The sequence below is a fragment of the Ewingella americana ATCC 33852 genome, assembly GCF_000735345.1.
GTDB lineage: Bacteria > Pseudomonadota > Gammaproteobacteria > Enterobacterales > Enterobacteriaceae > Ewingella > Ewingella americana.
In genome coordinates this window covers 245,080-264,698 of sequence record NZ_JMPJ01000065.1, presented here as the reverse complement: position 1 = coordinate 264,698, position 19,619 = coordinate 245,080, and the positions used below count along the sequence as shown (strand labels likewise).

The window sequence follows — 19,619 nt, the reverse complement described above, 5'->3', positions numbered from 1 at the left end:
CACAACAACGTTGTGAGGAAGATAGAGCGGGGAGCGGCTTGCAGCTAGTGGCTTTTACGACAACGGGTTTTTCCATTGGCGACATAGGCCGACGAGGGGCGAAAATTCGGCGAATCAGCCAGTTAGCCCGACTGACCTACTCTTTGGCATAAAGGTAAATCGACGCGCGCGACACGCCCAAATGCTGCGCCACGGTGTCCATCGATTTCTTCACTTCCAGCAGGCCGTTTTCCTGCAACTCGCGCATCAGCAGTTTGCGCTCGGCGGTTTTCAGCGCGCGCGGCGTGGAGGCCAGCCGAGCAGCAAACTTGTCGATGTATTGCCGAATCGCCTCGGTGCCTGCCGGGCCCAGCGTTTCAGTCACGCTGTCAGTGGCGATGCTGGTGAACTGCGCCAGCGCGCTCTGCATGCCGCGAAACAGCGTCATATCCACGTTGATACAGAGCGCGGCGATGTACTTACCTTGCTGATCTTTAATGCCAATCGAAGTGCTTTTGGCGGGCCTGCCGTCAGCGAATTTATTGGCGTAATTGGTGATAAGGCTTGGGTAATCGGGTGAAGCAATACGCGCCAGTCCCATCTCGGTGGTGGGTTCGCCAACTTGCCTGCCGGACAAATTATTGTGTACCGCGATGATCGAATGCTGCGGGTCGCGAAGATCGTGCAGCACCACTTCGGCGAAGGGCGCAAAGGTCTCTCCTAGTCCTGCGGCGACGGCGTTGAGCTGGTCGAGCAGCCACTTCTCTGACGATCCTGACATGATTTTTCTCTCGGTTTGCGGGCTGGCTGGGGCTGATAAGTTATCTACAATTAGATTTTTCGTCAAACACGCCGAATGTAAACATAGACGTTATGTCTAATATTGTATATTTTGTCATTTCATCCCCGCTGACCTTAGGTTGAGAAAAATGAGTGATGTTGCCTTGCCTGTTTATGCTGATGTTGCCGCCGCAGCGGTTCGTATTGAACCCTATGCGAGAAAAACGCCGGTGATGACATCGCGCACCGCCGATGAAGAGCTGGGGGCCGAGCTGTTCTTCAAATGTGAAAACTACCAGCACATGGGCGCTTTCAAATTCCGTGGCGCGATGAACGCCCTGCTGCAGTTTAGCGAGGAGCAGAAGCGGGCGGGCGTGGTGGCGTTCTCATCGGGCAACCACGCGCAGGCCATCGCGCTGTGCGCCAGAACGCTCGGGATCCCAGCCACCATTTTGATGCCTAAAGACGCGCCGCAGGCCAAAATTGCCGCCACCGAAGGCTATGGCGGCAAAGTGGTGCTGTTTGACCGTTACACCGAAGATCGCGAGCAGATCGGTCGCGATCTGGCGCAAAAGCACGGCCTGACGCTGATCCCGCCTTATGACCATCCGCATATCATTGCCGGGCAGGGCACGGCGGCCAAAGAGCTGTTCGAGGAAGTGGGCGAGCTGGACGCGCTGTTTGTCTGTCTGGGCGGCGGCGGTCTGCTCTCCGGCTCGGCGCTGGCTGCGCGGGCGCTGTCGCCAAATTGCCAGGTTTACGGGGTCGAACCGCTGGCGGGCAATGACGGCCAGCAGTCGTTTCGCAGCGGCAAGCTGGTGAAGATTGAAACGCCGAAAACCATTGCCGATGGGGTGCAGACCCAGCAACTGGGCCTGCAAAACTTTGAAATTATCCGTCGCAACGTGGACGACATTTTGACCGTGACCGATGAACAGCTGGTGCAATCTATGCATTTCTTCGCCGAACGCATGAAGATGGTGGTGGAGCCGACCGGCTGTCTGGGCCACGCCGCCGCACGCACGGTGAAGCAGCAGCTTGCAGGTAAACGAGTTGGGGTGATCATCAGCGGCGGCAATGTGGACATCGCCCGCTACAGCCAGCTGCTGGCCGGGGTGAGCTGAGGCTAGCCTCAGTACTTCTGCTGGAACATCCGCAGCAGGCCGCCGACGTGCCAGCGCAGGTGCTGCTCGGCGTCGGTGTCTCGCCCTTCGCGCAGCATGGCGACGAAATCCTCATGATCTTTTTGCGAACCCGATAACTCCTCGGTGGTTCTGGCGAGGCGATTGAGCAGGGCGCGAATGCGATTGATGATGTTGTGGTAGGCGTAAATCAGTTCCTGATTCTGGCTGAACTCGATCAAAGCCATGTGGAAGCCAGCATCGGCGGCGCGGAAGCTGTCAGGGTCGCCATTTAGCGCTTTGTTGCCGAGCTTAAGCTGCTTCTCCAGCGCGGCAATTAAGCCCTCGCGGTCACGCGCCAGCGCAATACCCAAGGCGCCGGACTCTAAAATCTCGCGCATTTTGCAGGTTTGCTGCATCTCTTGTTCATTGAACTGGAAAACGTAGGTGCCGCGCTGCGGGATGATTTGTACCAGACGCTCGGTTTCCAGCTTTTGCAGGGCTTCGCGCACTGGGGTGCGGCTCACTTGCAGCTTGCTGGCGATGTCGTTTTCGGAAATCAGCGTGCCTAATTCAATTTCACCATTGACGATCAGCTCGCGAATTTGGTCCGCCATCCTGAGGGCTAGCGACTGCGGGCGAACGATTTTTTTCATGGTCCAACTGGCGGCGCTTTTCCCTGTACTCATGACGTGGTGTGCCTTTACAACAAGAATCCGAAGAGGAAGAAATACTTACATGCTTGCTTCTTATATGCAAGTTTACCCCGGCCAATGTGGGCGCTAGCGCCAGCTACCGCCCACAGGCCCGATTAGACGGTGAAAATCAGCGTCTCTTTGTGAATATTCTCACGGTTCAGCGCCATGCCTATCCCCGGCGTTTCCGGCACCTGAATCACACCATTTTCCGGCACCAATGGCGCTTGCAGGAAGTGCTGGTGGATGTCATTCCATTTAACCAAATACTCTTGGAATGGGGTGTGAATTGGCGATTGGGTGACGGTGAAATGCGCCGTGGCGATGGTCGAATGGCCGTGCGGCACCACCTGTAGGTCATGCATGGTGGCCGCTGCGGCGATTTTCAGCGTCTCGGACAGCCCGCCGCACCAGTAAATGTCAGGTTGGATGATGTCCAGCACCTGAGCGTCGAAAAAGCGTTTGAAGCCCCAGCGCGTATACTCATGCTCGGCACCGGCCATCGGGATAGTCAGTTTGTCTTTCAGGCGGCGCATGCTGTCGAGGCGGTCGGCCATCACGCACTCTTCCAGCCAGCGCGGGCGATACTGCTCGATAGCCTGCGCCAGCTCCATCACGTAAGTGACATCCATCGACTGCCAGCAGTCGAACATCAGATCATAGTCTTCCCCCACCGCGTCGCGCAGCGTTTTGACTAGCTCAATGTTCTGCTTCAGCCCTTCGCGGCCGCTCATGCTGCCGTGGCGGAAGAACCATTTCTGCCCGCAATAACCCAGCGATTTGTAGTATTGCGCGCGTTCGCGCACCAGCCCGAGATCTTGCACCGAGAAGCCAAGCATCGAGGCGTAAACCGGAATGCTTTCTCGCGCCGATCCGCCGAGCAGGCGATACACCGGCTGCTGCATCCACTTGGCGCGCAGGTCCCACAGCGCGCAGTCGACGGTGCTTATCGCCATCATTGCTTCACCCTGACGGCCATGCACCAGCGCGCGATGCATCTGGTCCCACAGGCGCTCGCTGTCTCGCGGATCTTGGCCGATCAGCAGGCGGCGCAGGTGGCTGGCGATGATCGAGGCAATAGAGCGCGGAATCGGCCCAGCCAGCCCGTCGACGCCTTCATCCGTTGCGATCTCCAGATAAACAGTGCTAATAGCAAAGCCGTCTTTAAGCTGCTCGCCTCCCTCGTGGTCATCGCGCACGCGGTAGTCGGCATAGATATCCAGCGGGCGGGCCAGCCGCTCCTCCCAGATTGGGCCTTCTGTGGGTAAGACGCCCTCAAGCTGGCGCAAACGCACATCAATAATCTTCATCAACAGACTCCTTTTGGACTTTTCAATTTTTCAGCGTTGGGGCTTTCATCGCGCTGGGAAGGGGTTTTCCACAGGCGGAAAATCAGGGTGAGGGTCAGCACGGAGAGCAGCGCCATGGCTGCCAGCCAGAAGAACCCTGCGTTGTAGTTGCCGGTTTTGTCGCGGATGGTGCCGATGATCCACGGGTTGATCACGCTGGAAAGGTTGCCGAGTGAGTTGATCATCGCGATACCGCCCGCCGCAACCGAGGCCGAAAGGAACTGTGAAGGCAGCGACCAGAACACCGGCATTGCGCCGAAGAAGCCGAACGCCGCGCCGCACAGGAAGGTCATGCGCACCAGCGGTTCGCTGAAGTAACCCGCGCCCAGTAGGCCAAACATGGAAATAAACAGCGCCAGATAGTTGGCTAACAGTCGTGAGCCGGGGCGGTCAGAAAGCTTGCCGAGTAACAGAATACCCGCCAGCCCAAACACATAAGGAATGATGGTGACGAAGCCCGTCTGGATATGGCTCAGGCCGGTTTCGCTCACAATACTTGGCAGGAAAGTGCTGATCGCGCCGTTCAAGTTGGTCAGCCCGTAATAGGCCAGACAGAACAGCAAAACGCGCGTACTACACAGCATTTTCAGCAAGTTACCGTGTTTACGCGGCGGCAGCAGGTTGCGCTCTGCCGCCAGCGTGGTCAGCAGCCATTGCTTTTCATCTGCGGCTAAAAATGTGGCGTCTTCGGGGCGATTCGGCAAGGCGAACAGCACCACAAAGGCTAGCGCAATGGCCGGTATCGCTTCCAGCAAGAACATCCACTGCCAGCCTTTCAGCCCCAGCAGTCCATGCATTTCCAGCAGCATGCTGGAGATAGGCGTGCCGATGATCAGCGCCACCGGAATACTGGCCATAAAGGAGGAGACGATGCGCCCGCGCCACGCCGCTGGGAACCAGAGTGTCAGGTAGAACACGATGCCGGGGAAGAACCCAGCTTCTGCCGCACCCAGCAGGGCGCGCATCACGTACAGGCTGTTGTCATTCCAGACGAACATATGAGCGCCAGAAATGATCCCCCAAGTGAACATAATGCGGGCTATCCACCAGCGCGCGCCGACCTTCTCCAGCGCCAGATTGGAAGGCAGCTCAAGCAGGATGTATGGGATAAAGAACATCCCGGCCGCCAGCCCAAAGGTCGCCGCCGTCAGCCCGATGTCGGCATTCATGGTCAGGGCCGCGATACCTATGTTGGCGCGGTCGATAATTGCGATGAGGTACCCGGCGACCAGAATCGGCAGCAGCCGCCAGGAGAGTTTTCTAATAACCTGTTTTTCCATGGAAGAATCAGCAAGTTGCATGTTCATTACCCTTATTTTTAGGATTCTTAATTGATCCAAATCTTGTATGTGAGGTACTTGCATACAAGTTCGAATAATGAACACAGTTAATTTGCGGATCAACGAGCAAAGTTGCAGATTTAGAGCTGAAAGGATTTAGCAGAAATTTAGTGGCGAGCTGAAAACAAAAAAGCCCCTGAAACCGAGATTTCAGGGACTTGGCGTTTAGCTGGGCATTTACTTAATTTGTGAAGAGACGCGCCACAGGTCGACATCGCCCTCTTTGGCGTATTTATCGATATTCGCCAGCTCTTCGGCGGAGAATTCCAGATTGTTCAAGGACTTCAGCGAGTCGCTCAACTGCTCAACGTTGCGTGCGCCAATCAGCGCCGAGGTAACGCGTGGGTCACGCAGCGCCCAGGCAATCGCCATTTGCGCCAGCGTCTGGCCACGGCCTTCGGCGATTTCATTCAGCGCGCGAATGTTTGCCAGATTCTGCTCATTGAGCATTTTCGCCATCACTGAGTTCTCGGCGTCGGCGCGAGCACCTGCCGGAACACCGTTCAGATACTTCGAGGTCAGCATCCCCTGCGCCAAAGGCGAGAAGGCGATACAGCCGCTGCCGATATCACTCAGCACGTCCAACAGGCCGTTTTCAATGCTGCGGTTAAGCATCGAGTAATTGGGCTGGTGAATGAATAGCGGCACCTTCTCATCGGCCAGGATCTTGGCGGCCTGTCGGGTTAACTCCGGCGAGTAAGAGGAAATCCCCACGTACAGCGCCTTGCCCTGACGGTGCAGCTGCACCAGCGCGCCCATGGTCTCTTCCAGTGGCGTATTGGCATCCACGCGGTGGCTGTAGAAGATATCCACGTAATCCAGTCCCATGCTGCGCAAGCTGTTGTTACAGCTGGCAATCAGGTGTTTACGCGTGCCGGTCGGGCCGCCGTAAGGGCCGGGCCACATGTCCCATCCGGCCTTGGTGGAGATGATCAACTCATCGCGGTAAGGCTTGAAGTCACTCGCCATCCAGCGGCCAAAATTCTGTTCCGCCGAGCCTGCCGGTGGCCCGTAGTTGTTGGCTAAATCAAAGTGGGTAATGCCGTTATCAAAGGCGTGACGCAGCACGGCGCGGCCATTTTCAAAATTATCGACTCCGCCGAAATTCTGCCACAGGCCCAAAGAGATCAAAGGCAAGACCAGCCCGCTCGTGCCGGTTTTACGGTATTGCATGCTGTCGTAGCGAGAGGGGGAAGCAAGGTAATTCATGATATTTCCTCACGAAGTTCTGGAGTGTAGGTATCAGCCGAAGAGGCAAAACAAAGGATGAGGATTATGGCAAAGCGGATTTTATCTTTGAAATTCATTGTATAGATTGCAGGTATCTATCCGGCAGATGAATGGTTTCACGCCGCAAATCTCATACCTAAAAGGGTATGGAGTTCGCCATATTTAGCATTGGAAAGGGAGAGGAGAGCGGAGCTACTCTTTTGAGCAAGGTATCGGGTATTGTGCCCGGTAGGCCAACACCGCCGGAGAGCTTCATCGTGTCTAACTCAATTGTTAAGCTTGACCAAACGAATGCCAGACGTGGCGCAGATGTCTTGCTGGAAGTGCTTGAAAGTGAAGGAGTAGAGTACATTTTTGGCAACCCCGGCACCACCGAGTTGCCCTTGATGGACGCCCTGCTGCGTAAGCCTGAAATTCACTATGTTTTGGCTTTGCAGGAGGCGAGCGCGGTGGCCATGGCCGATGGCTATGCGCAGGCGGCGGGCAAGCCCGGCTTTCTCAATTTGCACACTGCCGGTGGCCTTGGGCACGGCATGGGCAATCTGCTTAATTCCAGCGTTTCACAAACGCCGCTGGTGGTGACGGCGGGCCAGCAGGACTCGCGCCACAGCATCACCGACCCCTTGCTCTACGGCGATTTAGTCAGCATTGCCGCCCCGGCGGTGAAATGGGCGAAAGAGGTGACTAACCCGTCACAGCTGCCGATCCTCATCCGCCGCGCCTTCCACGATGCCGACGCCGCGCCGCGCGGCCCGGTGTTTCTCTCCCTGCCGATGGACGTGATGGAAGAGATGAGCACCATTGGCACCGACGCTCCTTCGCATATCGACCGGCAGGCCGTGGCGGGCTCGCTGCCTCTGCTGGCCAGCAAGCTGGCGGCCTTCGCGCCGGGTAAAATTGCCATTATTGCTGGCGATGAAATTCACCCAAGCAAGGCGGCTGCCGCCACCGTGGCGCTGGCAGAGATGCTGGCGGCGGATGTGTATGGCTCCTCGTGGCCGTCGCGTATTCCTTACCCAACCTCCCACCCGCTATGGCGCGGCAACCTGCCGACGCGGGCCACCGACATCGCGCAGGCGCTGAGCCAGTACGACGCCATTTTTGCTCTTGGCGGCAAGTCGCTGATCACCATTTTGTACACCGAAGGCAGCGCCATTCCGGCCGGATGCCAGCTGTTCCAGCTCTCCGCCGATGTGAATGATTTGGGGCGCACTTACAGCAGCGGCCTGTCGGTCATGGGGGATATTAAGGCGTCGCTCGAGGTGTTATTGCCGGAGCTGAAACAGGCCACGCAGGCCCAGCGCGAAGCTTACCAACGGCGTTTTGCCCAAGCGCAGCGCGACTATCAAACCGGGCGCACTTACTGGGAATCGCTGGCGAAAGAGCAGCATCTGCTGTCGGACATCACGCCGCTGGTCGCCGCCTTTGAGGCTACTCGCGCCATTGGACCCGACGTGGCGATTGTCGACGAGGCCATTGCGACTTCTTCCAGCGTGCGCAAATTCCTGTCGAGTGACAGGGCTGACCAATACGCCTTCCTGCGCGGCGGCGGATTAGGCTGGGGTATGCCCGCCTCGGTAGGTTTCTCCCTTGGCTTGGGCAGAGCGCCGGTAGTCTGTCTGGTGGGCGACGGGGCGGCGATGTACTCACCACAGGCGCTGTGGACCGCGGCCCATGAGAAGCTGCCGGTGACTTTCATCGTGATGAATAACCGTGAATACAATGTGTTGAAGAACTTTATGCGTTCGCAGAAGGATTACTCTTCGGCCAAAACCAACACCTTTATCGCGATGGATCTGGTCGACCCGGCGGTGGATTATCAGGCTTTGGCGGCTTCAATGGGCCTGCCTGCACGCCAAATCCGCCACAGCGGTGATATCGCTCCGGCTATCGAAGCGGCTATCGCCAGCGGATTGCCGAACCTGATTGAAATCATGATCAGCGCGGCCTAATCGGCGGCGGTGCCGTGCTGCGTTCGGCTCTGGCTGAAAGCGCGGCACAGCGCGAGAAAACCGTCGAGGCAGGCATTTTTGTTTTTGGCAGACCAAGTCAACACGTTTTGAATGGTGGGCGCATCGGTCAGGGGTTTATAAATCACGCCGTTGACCGGTGCATATTGCATGGAAGCGGGCACCAGCGCGACGCCGAAGCCGTGGGCGACAAAGTTGACGATGGTCTGCTGCACCGACACTTCCAGCCCGATTTTGGGGCTGAATCCGGCTTTTTGGCACTGCGTGACGATGCTGTCGTAGTACATCGGCGCCATATTCCGGCTCACCGTAATAAAATCATCCTGCGCCAGCTGGTGTAACGAAAGGTGGTCCAAATTGGCGCTAGGGTGGTGCTCCGGCAGGGCGGCGACCAGCTTTTCTTGCAATAAAATCATGGAGTTCAGGCCGGGCGTCTCGATATCTATAAAGCTTATTGCGGCGTCCAGCGAGCCATCTAACAGCGATTTGGTGAGTTCTGCCGGAACCAGCTCTTGCAGTTTTAACTCCACATCTGGCCGTTCGGCTTTGTGGCGCTTGGCAATGTGCGGCACCACGCTGTAGGAGGCGTACATCGTCGAGCCTAACTTGAGCAGCCCGCGCTGCCCGGCGGCGATGGCCTGCGCGTTGCGGCTGGCCTGTTGCATCAGGTTGATGATTTCCCGCGCGTCTTGCAAAAACTGCTCCCCGGCCAGCGTCAGCGACACCCCTTTGGCGCCGCGCTCAAACAGCTTCACGCCAAGGGTGCTTTCTAGCATGGCAATCTGCCTGCTGAGGGGCGGCTGGGACATATTCAGCTTCTCAGCGGCGCGGCCAACATGGCCGATTTCGGCAAGAGTACAAAAGTGTACGAGTTGATTAAAAGTTGGCTGCAAGGTCTTTATCTCAGTCGATTAGAAGGCGCGAACCGCACGGGCACTTTTTTGCTCATATTCATTAACAACTGCTTATTCCCTATCCTTAATTCGCAAGGTAATGTTGTCAACGAGTACCTGTTTTCGTAGCACAAACGCGTGATGTATTAATCGAAAAATTAGGGTGAATAATAAAAATGAACAGTTATCTGACAGTGGCAGCAATTGCAGGGACAATAAGTATCGGGGCGATGAGCCCGGGACCAAGCTTTGTGTACGTCGCGCAAAACGCGATTGCAAAATCCCGTAAACACGGGCTGGCGACGGCTCTGGGGACGGGGACCGGCGCGGCGATTTTCGCCATCATCGCGCTCTTAGGGTTGCAGGCATTTTTACTCGCCGTGCCGCTAGCTTACTGGGGTTTGAAGGTGTTTGGCGGGCTGTATTTGCTCTATCTGGCCTATAAAATCCTCAAGCATTCCAAAGATCCTATGGTGGTGGAAACGGCTATCGCGGGGCAGTCTAAACCGCGCTATTTGAAGACCTTCCGCGACGGACTGTTTACTCAGCTAAGTAACCCTAAAACGGCGGTGGTGTTTGCCAGTATCTTTACCGCGCTGCTTCCGGCGCACATTCCGGCTTACTATTATGTGGTCCTGCCTTTAGTCTCTTTTATTATCGACGCAGGCTGGTACTCCTTCGTGGCTTATGTGCTGTCGGTTGAGAAATCGCAAAAAGCCTATATTAGATTCAAGACGGTGATTGACCGCGTGGCGGGGACCGTTTTAATGCTGTTAGGCTTAAAACTGATCCTTTCCAGCAAATAAATCCAAGATTAATAACGGATTAAAACAACAAAGGCCGCCGAGTGATGCTCACTCAGGCGGCCTTTTTGTATAGCTATCAGGGCTTATTGGAAGAAGATATCGCCAGATTCCGCTTTAGTGATGGTGCCGTCGGAATTGGTGATCAGCGCGTAGTTGCCGCCGATGTAGGTCCAGTGAGTGTCTGGCGTTGGTGCTGGCAGGTTACGTTTTTGCCATTCAACAATTTCGTAAGGCTTGGTGCGGTAAAGCGCCGGCACTTTGCTTCCGATCGAATACTGAATTGAGTCGCTGAAGAACGACTGAATCTCATGAGAGTTGGACGCGGCGTTGGCTGCCTGAGCGGACAACAGCGTGAAAGACAAAGCAGAAGCCGATAACAAAACCCATTTAGAAAGACGCATAGTGTATCCCGTTTAAAACCATCAACCGTGGCAATAGTCATTCGTGAAGCAGTGCTTCATCTGTAGACAGGATAATAGCGAGAAAAGCACCTCAGGACGGGGCGTTTAATTGTGTCGAAATGCAAATGCTGCTGGTGAGGGCCATCTGACGGCCTAGCCCTCAACTCTTACAAAGGCAGCGCAGTAGTATGTTTGGCTTGTTGCAGCACCACGCTGGATTGGGTTTCGCCAATGCCTTCGATGGTGGTCAGGCGTTCACGGATAAAACTGCGGAACGCCTCGACGTCCGGCACTCGCACCTGAAGCAGATAGTCATAGTTGCCCGCCAGCAGGTAGCAGCCTGCCACTTCCGGCAGGTTTCTTATCGCCTCTTCGAAGGCTTCGAAAGCCTTGGCGGCCTGCGTATTCAGGCGAACGTTAACGAACACGTTCAGCCCGACGCCCATCTTCTTCGGGTTGAGCAAAGTGACGTATTTGTCGATAAAGCCTTCTTCCTCCATCCGTTTTACCCGTCTCGCGCAGGGGGTTGGCGACAGGCCGACGCACTCAGCCAGCTCTTGAGTGGTTATCCGCGCATTGTCTTGCAACGCCTTCAGAATTTTTAAGTCAAATTGGTCGAGGTCGCTCATAATCACCACTGTGCTAGGTAAAATTGAAGAATAACTCCAAACGGAGTTATTTATAAGGTGAATATAGCCGGGAATCGGCGGTGGGTTGGCGATAACCTATAAACAGGGTTAAAAACAATCAACTGTGAGGTTTATATGTCCGAAGTGGGTACCATCGCCAATACCGAGCCAACCCAGACATCTGGCACCGAAACACCGATGAATGGTGCAGAAAGTCTGGTTAGAACGCTGGTGGCAAGTGGGATAGAAGTCTGTTTTGCTAACCCAGGGACCTCGGAGATGCATTTTGTTAGCGCACTGGATCGCGTGCCGGGCATTCGCCCGATCCTTGGCCTGTTCGAAGGCATTGTCACCGGCGCGGCCGACGGCTACGCCCGCATGGCGGGAAAACCCGCCGCCACGCTGCTGCACTTGGGGCCGGGCCTCGGCAACGGCCTCGCCAACTTGCACAATGCGCGCAAAGCCAATACCCCGGTGGTGAATATCATTGGCAACCACGCGACCAGCCATCAGCAATATGACGCGCCGCTGACATCGGATGTAAAAACCTTCTCAAACACGGTTTCCCACTGGGTTTATGAGTCTCGCAGTGCGCGCGATGTGGCGTCCGACGCCGCCCGCGCGGTGCAGGCCGCCCGCGCCGCACCGGGGCAAATCGCCAGCTTAATTCTACCAGCGGATACCGCGTGGAATGACGCCGAGCGCGCCGCCGACCCGTTGCCAATTATGCAGCCCGCGCCAGTCAGCAGCGAAGCGATTTTGCAATCGGTGAAAGCCATTCGTCAGGGAGAGGCTGCCTTCCTGCTGCGTGGCGACGCCTTAATTGGCCGAGGACTTGAAGCTGCCGGACGCATTGCCGCTTTAACCGGCGTGCGGCTGATTTGCGACACCTTCACCCCGAGAGTTGAGCGTGGCGCGGGCCGCGTGGTGGTCGAGCGACTGCCATACCGCCCCGGCCCGGCGATGGAGTTTTTAGCAGGTATCAAGACCCTGATTCTGGTCGGCACGCAGGCGCCGGTGGCCTTCTTCGCCTATCCCGGCTTGCCAAGCGAACTGACGCCGGTCAACTGCCGACCGCTGGTTCTGGCTCAGCCTCACGAAGATGGTCCGCAGGCATTAGAAGCCTTGGCCGAGGCGCTGGATGCCAGCGGATCTCCAGTGGTTGCGCAGCGTCGCCCGATAGAGCTGCCTTCCGGCGACCAGCCGTTGTCGAATCTGGCGGTGATGCAGATTGTTAGCCACTACATGCCAGAAAACGCCATTGTGAGTGACGAGAGCCTGACCGCCAGCTTCCCAAGCTATGGTCTATTCGACAGCGCCGCGCCTTGTGATTACTTGCAGCTGACCGGCGGTTCAATCGGGCAGGGAATGCCGGTGGCGACGGGCGCAGCCGTGGCCTGCTCGGACAGAAAAGTGATTTCGCTGGAAGGGGACGGCAGTGCGATGTACACCCTGCAGGCGCTGTGGACGCAGGCTCGCGAGAATCTGGATGTCACCACCGTCATCTTCGCCAACCGCGCCTACGCCGTGCTGCGCGAAGAGCTGCATAAGGTCGGAGCACCGGAGGGTGTGCAGACCGCCGCGATGTTTGATTTGGTGAACCCAACGCTCGACTGGGTAAAAATCGCCGAAGGCATGGGGGTGGAAGCCGTGCGAGTTGATACCTGTCGCGGGCTGGAAGCCACATTCAAAGCCGCCATGAACGCCAAAGGTCCACGGCTGATTGAGGCGGTGATTTAACTCAAGCTGTAATACCGTTCCCTGCTTGAACCGCCAGGGGACGGCTTTTTCTACGGCATTCCGCCATTACCGCCTTTCTTGCTATATCTCCCAACTTAATAACTTCACGCTAAATCTATAGCTCGCGGATGTTGATTCTATTTCGCTAAATATATTGAGTGCTAGTTATTAAATCGACATTGGAATAATCCCTGCCTGATTGAATGTTAAAAAACAAATTTGGATAATTATATTGTAAGAAAAATCCATTTACCGATAGGTATAAATCTGATCGGCTGAAGAGATAATGATGCATTAATGGTGGGATATATTGCTCATCACGATAGCTATATGGATAATTGCTTACTCGTCGCGCATTTAACGCTTTGTGGAATGTAAGTAAAATTTGTTTTTATTGTTTAAATACATTGCGTTATGTTGTGTTGATGTTGCCGGGAATTTGAATGTTAATTTTAGTGAAGAGTTATCATCAAAAAAATCGGGTTGTTGCAAAAGTTATAAATAAAAAATAATAATCTTCTCCGTAAACGAAGTCACTTAATGAACCTCATGTTCAATTCTCAAAAGGGTGACGGGTTAATAAAAATATAAACTCAACCTGCATAAATAAAGATACTTTGTGGTGGCTTGTGCCCCCTAATGTATTCGGAGGATGGCGCACGCCATTATTAAATATGAATAAAATTTATTCGCTGGTATGGAACGCGGCACAAAGCCGTTGGGTGATTGCTTCTGAATTGTCTAGCAAGCAGAAAAAAGGCGGTATGCGTAAAACTATGCTCAAAGGGCTGGCTGCTCTGTTATTAACTTCAGCCGCCAGCTCGGCATTTGCCGGCACCTGTATTCAACAAGATGCGCTGGGCACGGGCTCCGTGAAGGGTACTGGCGCTAGTGAAGTGACCACCTGTGATGCATTCTCTATCGCGATTGGTGCAGGAAGCGGTGCAACATCAAGCAGTTATAGCGTGGCGATTGGTGATGCAGCACATGCAACAGGTGAAAATGCCGTCGCATTAGGTCGTCAAACTACCGCGAGCGCGGATGAAACGACGGCTACGGGTGTGGCTTCTTCCGCTACGCAAGATGGCGCATCTTCCTACGGTTATTTCAGCCAGGCAACAGGGATTAAAAGTACTGCATTAGGCTACAACTCTAATGCTAGCCAAACCAATGCCCTCGCGCTGGGTAATGGTGCTAACTCCTCTTTCGCCAACAGCATTGCGCTGGGCGCTGGCTCTGTGACCACTATCGGAGCTGAGAGCAGCTACAGCGCGTATCGCCTATCAGGCTCGCAGGCGTCGATTGGTGAATTGGGCATCGGCAACAGCAATGGTGATCGCAAAATCACCGGTTTGGCTGCGGGTACTAAAAACAATGACGCAGTGAATGTGGCGCAACTGAAAGCCGTGGGCGATCAGGTTGACCAAAATACCAGTGATTTAGTCGTGATGGATGGCCGCGTTTCTAACGTTGAACAAGTGGTGAATAACCTCAACGCGGGTGGCGGCGTGAAGTACTTCCATTCTAATTCAACCGGCAGTGACTCCGTGGCGACAGGGCAAAATGCAGTTGCCGTCGGCGCGAATGCGCAAGCTGCGGGTAATAACGCGATTGCCATGGGGAACGACGCCTCTGCTCAGGCAGACGGCAGCGTCGCAGTAGGGGCAGGTGCGTCTGATAATGGACGTGGTGCAGAAAGCTATACCGGCAAATACTCTGATGTGGCCAACAACACGTCGGGTACGGTTTCCGTGGGTAACGCTGCAACAGGCGAAACCCGTTCTATCAGCAATGTGGCTGATGGCATGCAGGACACCGATGCGGTAAACGTTCGCCAGCTAGACGGCGCGGTGGCGGAGTCGAAAAAATATACCGACACTTCAATTGCTAACCTGAGCTCGTCTATTGGCAGCGTGGGCGGTCAAATGACTGAAACCATCCAAAACGTCACCAACCTGCAAAACGGTACCGATGGCATGTTCCAAGTGAATAACACCGCGCAGGCGGCTAAGCCAAAACCAACCGGTGCCAACAGTATGGCGGCGGGGGCAGGCACCTCAGCGGCGGGGAAAAATGCTACCGCGCTGGGTAATGGCGCGATGGCTAACCACAGTAACTCGGTTGCGCTCGGTAATGGTTCCATGACGGACAGGGATAACAGCGTTTCAGTGGGGAGTGCGGGTAATGAGCGCCAGGTGACTAACGTTGCCGCCGGTACGCGTGAGACCGACGCCGTGAACATGGGCCAGTTGAACAACAGCATGGCGAACAGCACCAGCAATGCAAACTCCTACACCGACAATAGATTTAATGAGCTGAGCGGCGACTTGGACAAGCAGAAGAAGGTGCTGAGCGCGGGTATTGCCGGTGCGATGGCGATGGCCAGCTTGCCACAGCCTTATGAGCCGGGCGCGAATATGATGGCTCTGGGCGGGGCGAGCTTCCACGGTGAATCAGCGCTTTCACTGGGTGCTTCTCACCTTTCCGATAACGGCCGTTGGGTAACCAAGGCGCAAATCAACACCAATACCCAACGCAATGTGGGCTGGGGGGTGGGCGTCGGTTTCCAGTTCTGATTGACCCCTATGAGGAAGCCTTAAGGGCTTCCTCTTTTTGTTTTCTGGTAATTAATCTTTTGAAACACGGATAGAAAAATGAAATTTGCTGGAATAGGCATCGCCATCATGCTGTCAGCTCTGCTGTCAGGCTGTGATAACACCTCGAAAAACACAGAAGCCGGGAAGGCGAACCAAAGCGCGTTGGCTAATGACGAAAATTTGCTGAGTATTCCAGCCCTGCCGATGATCCAAAACAGCATTAAAACGCTGGTTCCTAAGTTGAACGGGCAGTTTGATTTATCCGCAGTGCAGAAGATTTGCCTGTTGGCGCGAGAGGAGATGACCAAGGACGACATTGCGATTCTGCTCAACAGAGAGGGGATTGATGCCAGCCAAATAGCTCCTCAGGGCGCGCCACTATCCCTGCTGGTGAACAACGATCAGCCAGCACGCCAGACGCTATGCGCTGCTTGGGTGGCAAGCAGCATGCTCGAGCCTTTCAATGCGAGTGAGATAACAGAACAGCAAACTCGGCAGGTGAAAGAGAAAAATAAAACGCGAAAAGTGACCGTCGACGTCATCGTAAACAATAAACTTCAAGCCTCGCTGGCAACCAAAACCGCGATTGCTCGCACTAATGCTGAGTTTTATGCACTTATTGCTTCACGTCTGGAAGCCATGCCGGGGCACTCTTTAGAGAACTATACGGCTCTTATCAAAAGCCAGTTTGCGGCTCTGGCTCCTGCTTACCTGAAGCGTATTCAAGAGCTTTACTCTCCGTCAGTCGCGGGGTATCAGCTTCTCTCCCTGAGCAAGGGCAACGTGACATTCAGTAACGAAGACGGCTACCGCTTTGTCTACGACAGTGAGGGGGCGCTGCTGACTTATGGCGGCATTAACTGGCTGGGGAAGGGAGATATTCTCGGTAAACAATACATGCTACGAGTGAACTACTTTAATCCTCAGGTCATCGCCGCCCTTAACCACGCGCAGTAGCTCTTTATTAGTTCGGACTCCCTGTCTCGGCCGGCGGGGAATTTCTCTCCTTTCCACCGCGTTCACCTTCCGCCTCGCCCAAGAATATTATTCCCAAATTAAAACAGAGTTTTGAGGCTTATTACGGTAAGTCACATCTGTATCGGGAATAATGAAGGGACTTACTCCGATAATTAAACTCACCTGCGTGATGGACGAGCCTCGCACACTGGCAAAGGGAAGGGATGTGAACAGTAACGTTTCTCTATTTACAAATAAGAAATTCGCCTGGATGGGCGCCGCGTTTTGTTGTTTGCTGTGGGGCAGTGCTTACCCGGCAATAAAAAATGGTTATGAAATCTTCCAGATAGCGACGGATGACCTGCCGGGCAAAATTGTCTTTGCGGGTTACCGTTTCGTCATCGCGGGCCTGCTGCTGCTGGCCTTCGCCTTCTTGCAGGGCAAGCCGATTGCCCGTTTATCGCGCCATCAATATTCACAACTTGCTGTACTGGGCGTCACCCAGACCGCGCTGCAATACATCTTCTTTTATATTGGGCTGGCCTACACCACGGGCGTTAAAGGCTCGATTATGAATGCCACCGGCACCTTCTTCAGCGTGCTGCTGGCGCACTTTATTTATCAGAATGACAAACTCAGCATCAACAAGGTGGTGGGCTGCGTGCTGGGCTTTGCCGGCGTGATGGTGGTGAACTTCAACAGCCAACTGATGGATTTTAGCTTTAGCTGGATGGGCGATGGCTTCGTGGTATTAGCAGCATTTATCCTCTCTGCCGCCTCGCTCTACGGCAAACGCATCTCGCAAACCACCGATCCGACGGTCATGACCGGCTGGCAGTTGGGCATCGGCGGCGTGGTACTGACACTCGGCGGCTATGCCTGCGGCGGCACGCTAGAGTTTCATGGCTGGGAATCAGCCGCGATCCTCGGCTATCTGGCGCTGTTATCCTCCGTCGCCTTTGCACTGTGGAGCCTGTTGCTCAAGCATAACCGTGTAGGCATGATTGCCCCGTTTAACTTCTTAATCCCGGTCTCCGGCGCAGTGCTCTCGTCGATTTTCCTGCAAGAAAGCATCCTCGAATGGCGTTACGCCATCGCGCTGGTGCTGGTGTGCTTTGGGATTTGGCGGGTGAATGTGGTGCGTCGGTAGTGGTGGTTTTAGACATTGATAATAAAGCTGCAGAGCGGTTTATTCTGTGGCAGTTCGACGCTGATATGGATGCTCTTGCTGTTGAATCTCGCCACGTGCTTGGAGCTGCCCAATGGGGTGAGAGCAGGCGAGAAACATCAACAAACTTCCGGTGTTCCTCGGTCGCTGGTAAAGTAAGCAGTTGATACTCAAATACGACCAGAAGGGAATTCGGTGTGGCCAGACGTGTTGACTACCAGATTGAAAAATATCGTTTTACTGAAATGGCAGAATCCCCTCGTCTCACTCAGCAATGGAAAGATGTGATTGCCGAATGTCAGGAAAATAAGCTGGGTGCAGAAGAGCGTCTGCGTTTCGCGTTGCTAAACGTGGACTATGTCACGAGCTTTGAGCTTCCCTTCCGGCTTTTACTTACTCGTGCCCCACAGCTGATTAATAGCGTGCGGGAGGAGTTTCAACTCAGCCAGAAAAATGTCCTGTTTAACGGCAAGCGTTTCGGCTGTGTTTACAGTCTTAAAATGGATTTGGCGGGGATTGCGGACGAGTTTCAGTATCACCTTGCGACGCGTATCCGCAGGTTTGATCCCGCTGGGAGCACGGAAGAGCCTTATCGACAAATTGCCCAGCAGGTTAAATTACCGCGCGAACGCCTCAGGCTGGCGCTGGAGAACGGGCTGGCAGTTACGGCATTGGACGGACTTTTCTGGTTTGGATCACAACGTATTGCCGTTGATGTTCAAAGACTAAGAAAAGGGGGGATGAGAATAGTCACATCGGAAGCTGAGGTGTTCGAAGATTATACCGGAACGACTCGGCCTGTTCCTGTTTACCATTGCGTGAGTGGTTAAGCCATTCTGCATTTTCACGCGTTTATTACCCTGATATCATTGTTGCCGAGACGAAAATGCATGTATCTTCATGTCCTGAAAATGCTGACGTGATAATACCGCCCGAGTATGACCTCCTTTTATTATTCAGTGCGAATGCCAAATAAGAGGTGTTAGCTAAAAATGCAATTTAAAAAATAGATTTTATCAGACAGGTTCTCTTCGTTAAGTTCAGCAGTTTGATGATGATTTTATTTTGTAATTGTAGATGCATTTTATCTTGGATGACATGAAATAACTGGCGGAGAAATAACCAGCAATAATGATATAAATGACGGATCAATAAATGAAAAAATCAATTCCCATTCTGGCTCTCGGCTTACTCATCACTCTGTATGCTGATGCGCGTGGTAGGCTGCCCTGCTCTGGCTCAAAAGGGGGTATAGCTCACTGTACTGCGGATGGCGGTTTTGTCTGTAATGATGGAAGTCTGAGTCAGTCGAAGCGATTCTGTTCGGGTTATGGTTCATCAGACATTAGTCAACAGATAAGTCCTTCACCCTCAAACAGAAAGATAGAAAAGAAAAAAATGACAGCTGTGAAAAAGCCGGAACAGATAAAAATTGCAGAGAGCAATGAGTCGTTAGATACAAAGCCCCGAACACCAACCTGTTCGCCTCTCTATATGGCTAGCAAACCTGGTTACACGCAATTACCTATTTGTTCTGGCGATCAGTATTAAATAAAACTAGAGCTTCTGCATTAGGCTGTTTTACATGATGAGCTGATTATTATAAGACGGCATCGCGTGTTATTTGAAATATGGCTCATCCTGTTATTAATAAGAAAATAATAATACAAAAGGAAATGAAGGAATAAATCATGGCAAGAAGGAAAAAGATGATAGCGGGGAAATGACGGAAGACTCTGACCTTTGATGGCAATATATAGCATTCTTATAGAAAATAAAGCCGTAACTATAGTCGATTATGTTTATGAGCATTATTGTTTCATCGAATAAATATTTTAAATAAAAAAATAAGAAAAAGCACAATGAAATTAATTGCATTGATGATTCCCAATTCAAGATTTTTTCTTATCACTGCAATACAACAGCACAAGATAAAAAACACTACAGAAACAATGGGAAAAGTT

At 53.7% G+C, this 19,619-nt stretch carries 17 protein-coding genes; 9 read left to right on the top strand and 8 right to left on the bottom strand.

The window, feature by feature from the left end; genetic code table 11:
- Positions 1 to 136: 136 nt before the first annotated feature.
- Positions 137 to 760 carry a helix-turn-helix transcriptional regulator gene (locus tag GEAM_RS15570; RefSeq protein ID WP_034793186.1) on the bottom strand — a complete coding sequence of 208 codons (624 nt, stop codon included), beginning with the start codon at positions 758 to 760 and terminating at the stop codon, positions 137 to 139.
- A 148-nt stretch (positions 761 to 908) separates the two neighbouring features.
- Between GEAM_RS15570 and GEAM_RS15565 the strand changes: the two genes are divergently transcribed.
- Positions 909 to 1,883 (top strand): threo-3-hydroxy-L-aspartate ammonia-lyase, encoded by a 975-nt coding sequence (locus tag GEAM_RS15565; RefSeq protein WP_034793184.1) that lies wholly within the window; start codon positions 909 to 911, stop codon positions 1,881 to 1,883.
- A gap of 8 nt (positions 1,884 to 1,891) precedes the next feature.
- Here GEAM_RS15565 and GEAM_RS15560 read toward each other — a convergent pair whose 3' ends face one another.
- The 4 genes from GEAM_RS15560 to mgrA form a co-directional block, all read right to left on the bottom strand.
- Positions 1,892 to 2,569: a GntR family transcriptional regulator gene (locus GEAM_RS15560; RefSeq protein ID WP_051899543.1), complete on the bottom strand. Its 678-nt coding sequence runs from the start codon at positions 2,567 to 2,569 to the stop codon at positions 1,892 to 1,894.
- 122 nt (positions 2,570 to 2,691) lie between these two features.
- Positions 2,692 to 3,885, bottom strand: a complete 1,194-nt coding sequence (locus tag GEAM_RS15555; RefSeq protein WP_034793181.1) for an enolase C-terminal domain-like protein — start codon at positions 3,883 to 3,885, stop codon at positions 2,692 to 2,694.
- Positions 3,885 to 5,225 (bottom strand): MFS transporter, encoded by a 1,341-nt coding sequence (locus GEAM_RS15550; protein WP_051899542.1) that lies wholly within the window; start codon positions 5,223 to 5,225, stop codon positions 3,885 to 3,887. The genes GEAM_RS15555 and GEAM_RS15550 overlap by 1 nt, the downstream gene beginning before the upstream one ends.
- Before the next feature lie 216 nt (positions 5,226 to 5,441).
- Positions 5,442 to 6,473: an L-glyceraldehyde 3-phosphate reductase gene (mgrA, locus tag GEAM_RS15545; protein WP_034793177.1), complete on the bottom strand. Its 1,032-nt coding sequence runs from the start codon at positions 6,471 to 6,473 to the stop codon at positions 5,442 to 5,444.
- Positions 6,474 to 6,751: 278 nt separating this feature from the next.
- Between mgrA and GEAM_RS15540 the strand changes: the two genes are divergently transcribed.
- A complete protein-coding gene (locus tag GEAM_RS15540) occupies positions 6,752 to 8,446 on the top strand; it encodes a thiamine pyrophosphate-binding protein (protein ID WP_051899541.1) in 1,695 nt (564 codons plus the stop codon).
- On the opposite strand, the gene GEAM_RS15535 is transcribed toward GEAM_RS15540, so the two are convergent.
- The gene (locus GEAM_RS15535) at positions 8,443 to 9,357 is read right to left on the bottom strand and encodes a LysR family transcriptional regulator (RefSeq protein WP_051899540.1); all 915 of its coding nucleotides are present in this window, start codon (positions 9,355 to 9,357) and stop codon (positions 8,443 to 8,445) included. The two genes, GEAM_RS15540 and GEAM_RS15535, sit on opposite strands and share 4 nt — an antisense overlap.
- 176 nt (positions 9,358 to 9,533) lie before the next feature.
- Here GEAM_RS15535 and GEAM_RS15530 point away from each other — a divergent pair, with 176 nt between their 5' ends.
- On the top strand, positions 9,534 to 10,163 hold the full coding sequence (locus GEAM_RS15530; RefSeq protein ID WP_034793175.1) for a LysE family translocator: 630 nt from the start codon (positions 9,534 to 9,536) through the stop codon (positions 10,161 to 10,163).
- Positions 10,164 to 10,246: 83 nt separating this feature from the next.
- On the opposite strand, the gene GEAM_RS15525 is transcribed toward GEAM_RS15530, so the two are convergent.
- Complete coding sequence (locus tag GEAM_RS15525) at positions 10,247 to 10,564, bottom strand: RcnB family protein (protein ID WP_034793172.1); 318 nt, start codon at positions 10,562 to 10,564, stop codon at positions 10,247 to 10,249.
- Positions 10,565 to 10,731: 167 nt separating this feature from the next.
- A complete protein-coding gene (locus tag GEAM_RS15520; protein ID WP_034793169.1) occupies positions 10,732 to 11,193 on the bottom strand; it encodes an Lrp/AsnC family transcriptional regulator in 462 nt (153 codons plus the stop codon).
- A gap of 135 nt (positions 11,194 to 11,328) precedes the next feature.
- Between GEAM_RS15520 and GEAM_RS15515 the strand changes: the two genes are divergently transcribed.
- The 6 genes from GEAM_RS15515 (at position 11,329) to GEAM_RS23570 (ending at position 19,206) form a co-directional block, all read left to right on the top strand.
- The gene (locus GEAM_RS15515) at positions 11,329 to 12,933 is read left to right on the top strand and encodes an acetolactate synthase large subunit (RefSeq protein WP_210435889.1); all 1,605 of its coding nucleotides are present in this window, start codon (positions 11,329 to 11,331) and stop codon (positions 12,931 to 12,933) included.
- A 674-nt stretch (positions 12,934 to 13,607) separates the two neighbouring features.
- Complete coding sequence (locus tag GEAM_RS15510; protein WP_051899539.1) at positions 13,608 to 15,509, top strand: YadA-like family protein; 1,902 nt, start codon at positions 13,608 to 13,610, stop codon at positions 15,507 to 15,509.
- A 78-nt stretch (positions 15,510 to 15,587) separates the two neighbouring features.
- Positions 15,588 to 16,487 (top strand): hypothetical protein, encoded by a 900-nt coding sequence (locus tag GEAM_RS15505; RefSeq protein ID WP_034793166.1) that lies wholly within the window; start codon positions 15,588 to 15,590, stop codon positions 16,485 to 16,487.
- Between the two features lie 271 nt (positions 16,488 to 16,758).
- Positions 16,759 to 17,637, top strand: a complete 879-nt coding sequence (locus GEAM_RS15500) for a DMT family transporter (RefSeq protein ID WP_236942775.1) — start codon at positions 16,759 to 16,761, stop codon at positions 17,635 to 17,637.
- Positions 17,638 to 17,852: 215 nt separating this feature from the next.
- Positions 17,853 to 18,485, top strand: coding sequence for an ECs1377 family protein (locus tag GEAM_RS15495; RefSeq protein ID WP_034793160.1), 633 nt, complete (start codon positions 17,853 to 17,855; stop codon positions 18,483 to 18,485).
- A 325-nt stretch (positions 18,486 to 18,810) separates the two neighbouring features.
- Complete coding sequence (locus GEAM_RS23570) at positions 18,811 to 19,206, top strand: YdcA family protein (RefSeq protein WP_072009913.1); 396 nt, start codon at positions 18,811 to 18,813, stop codon at positions 19,204 to 19,206.
- Positions 19,207 to 19,619: the final 413 nt, after the last annotated feature.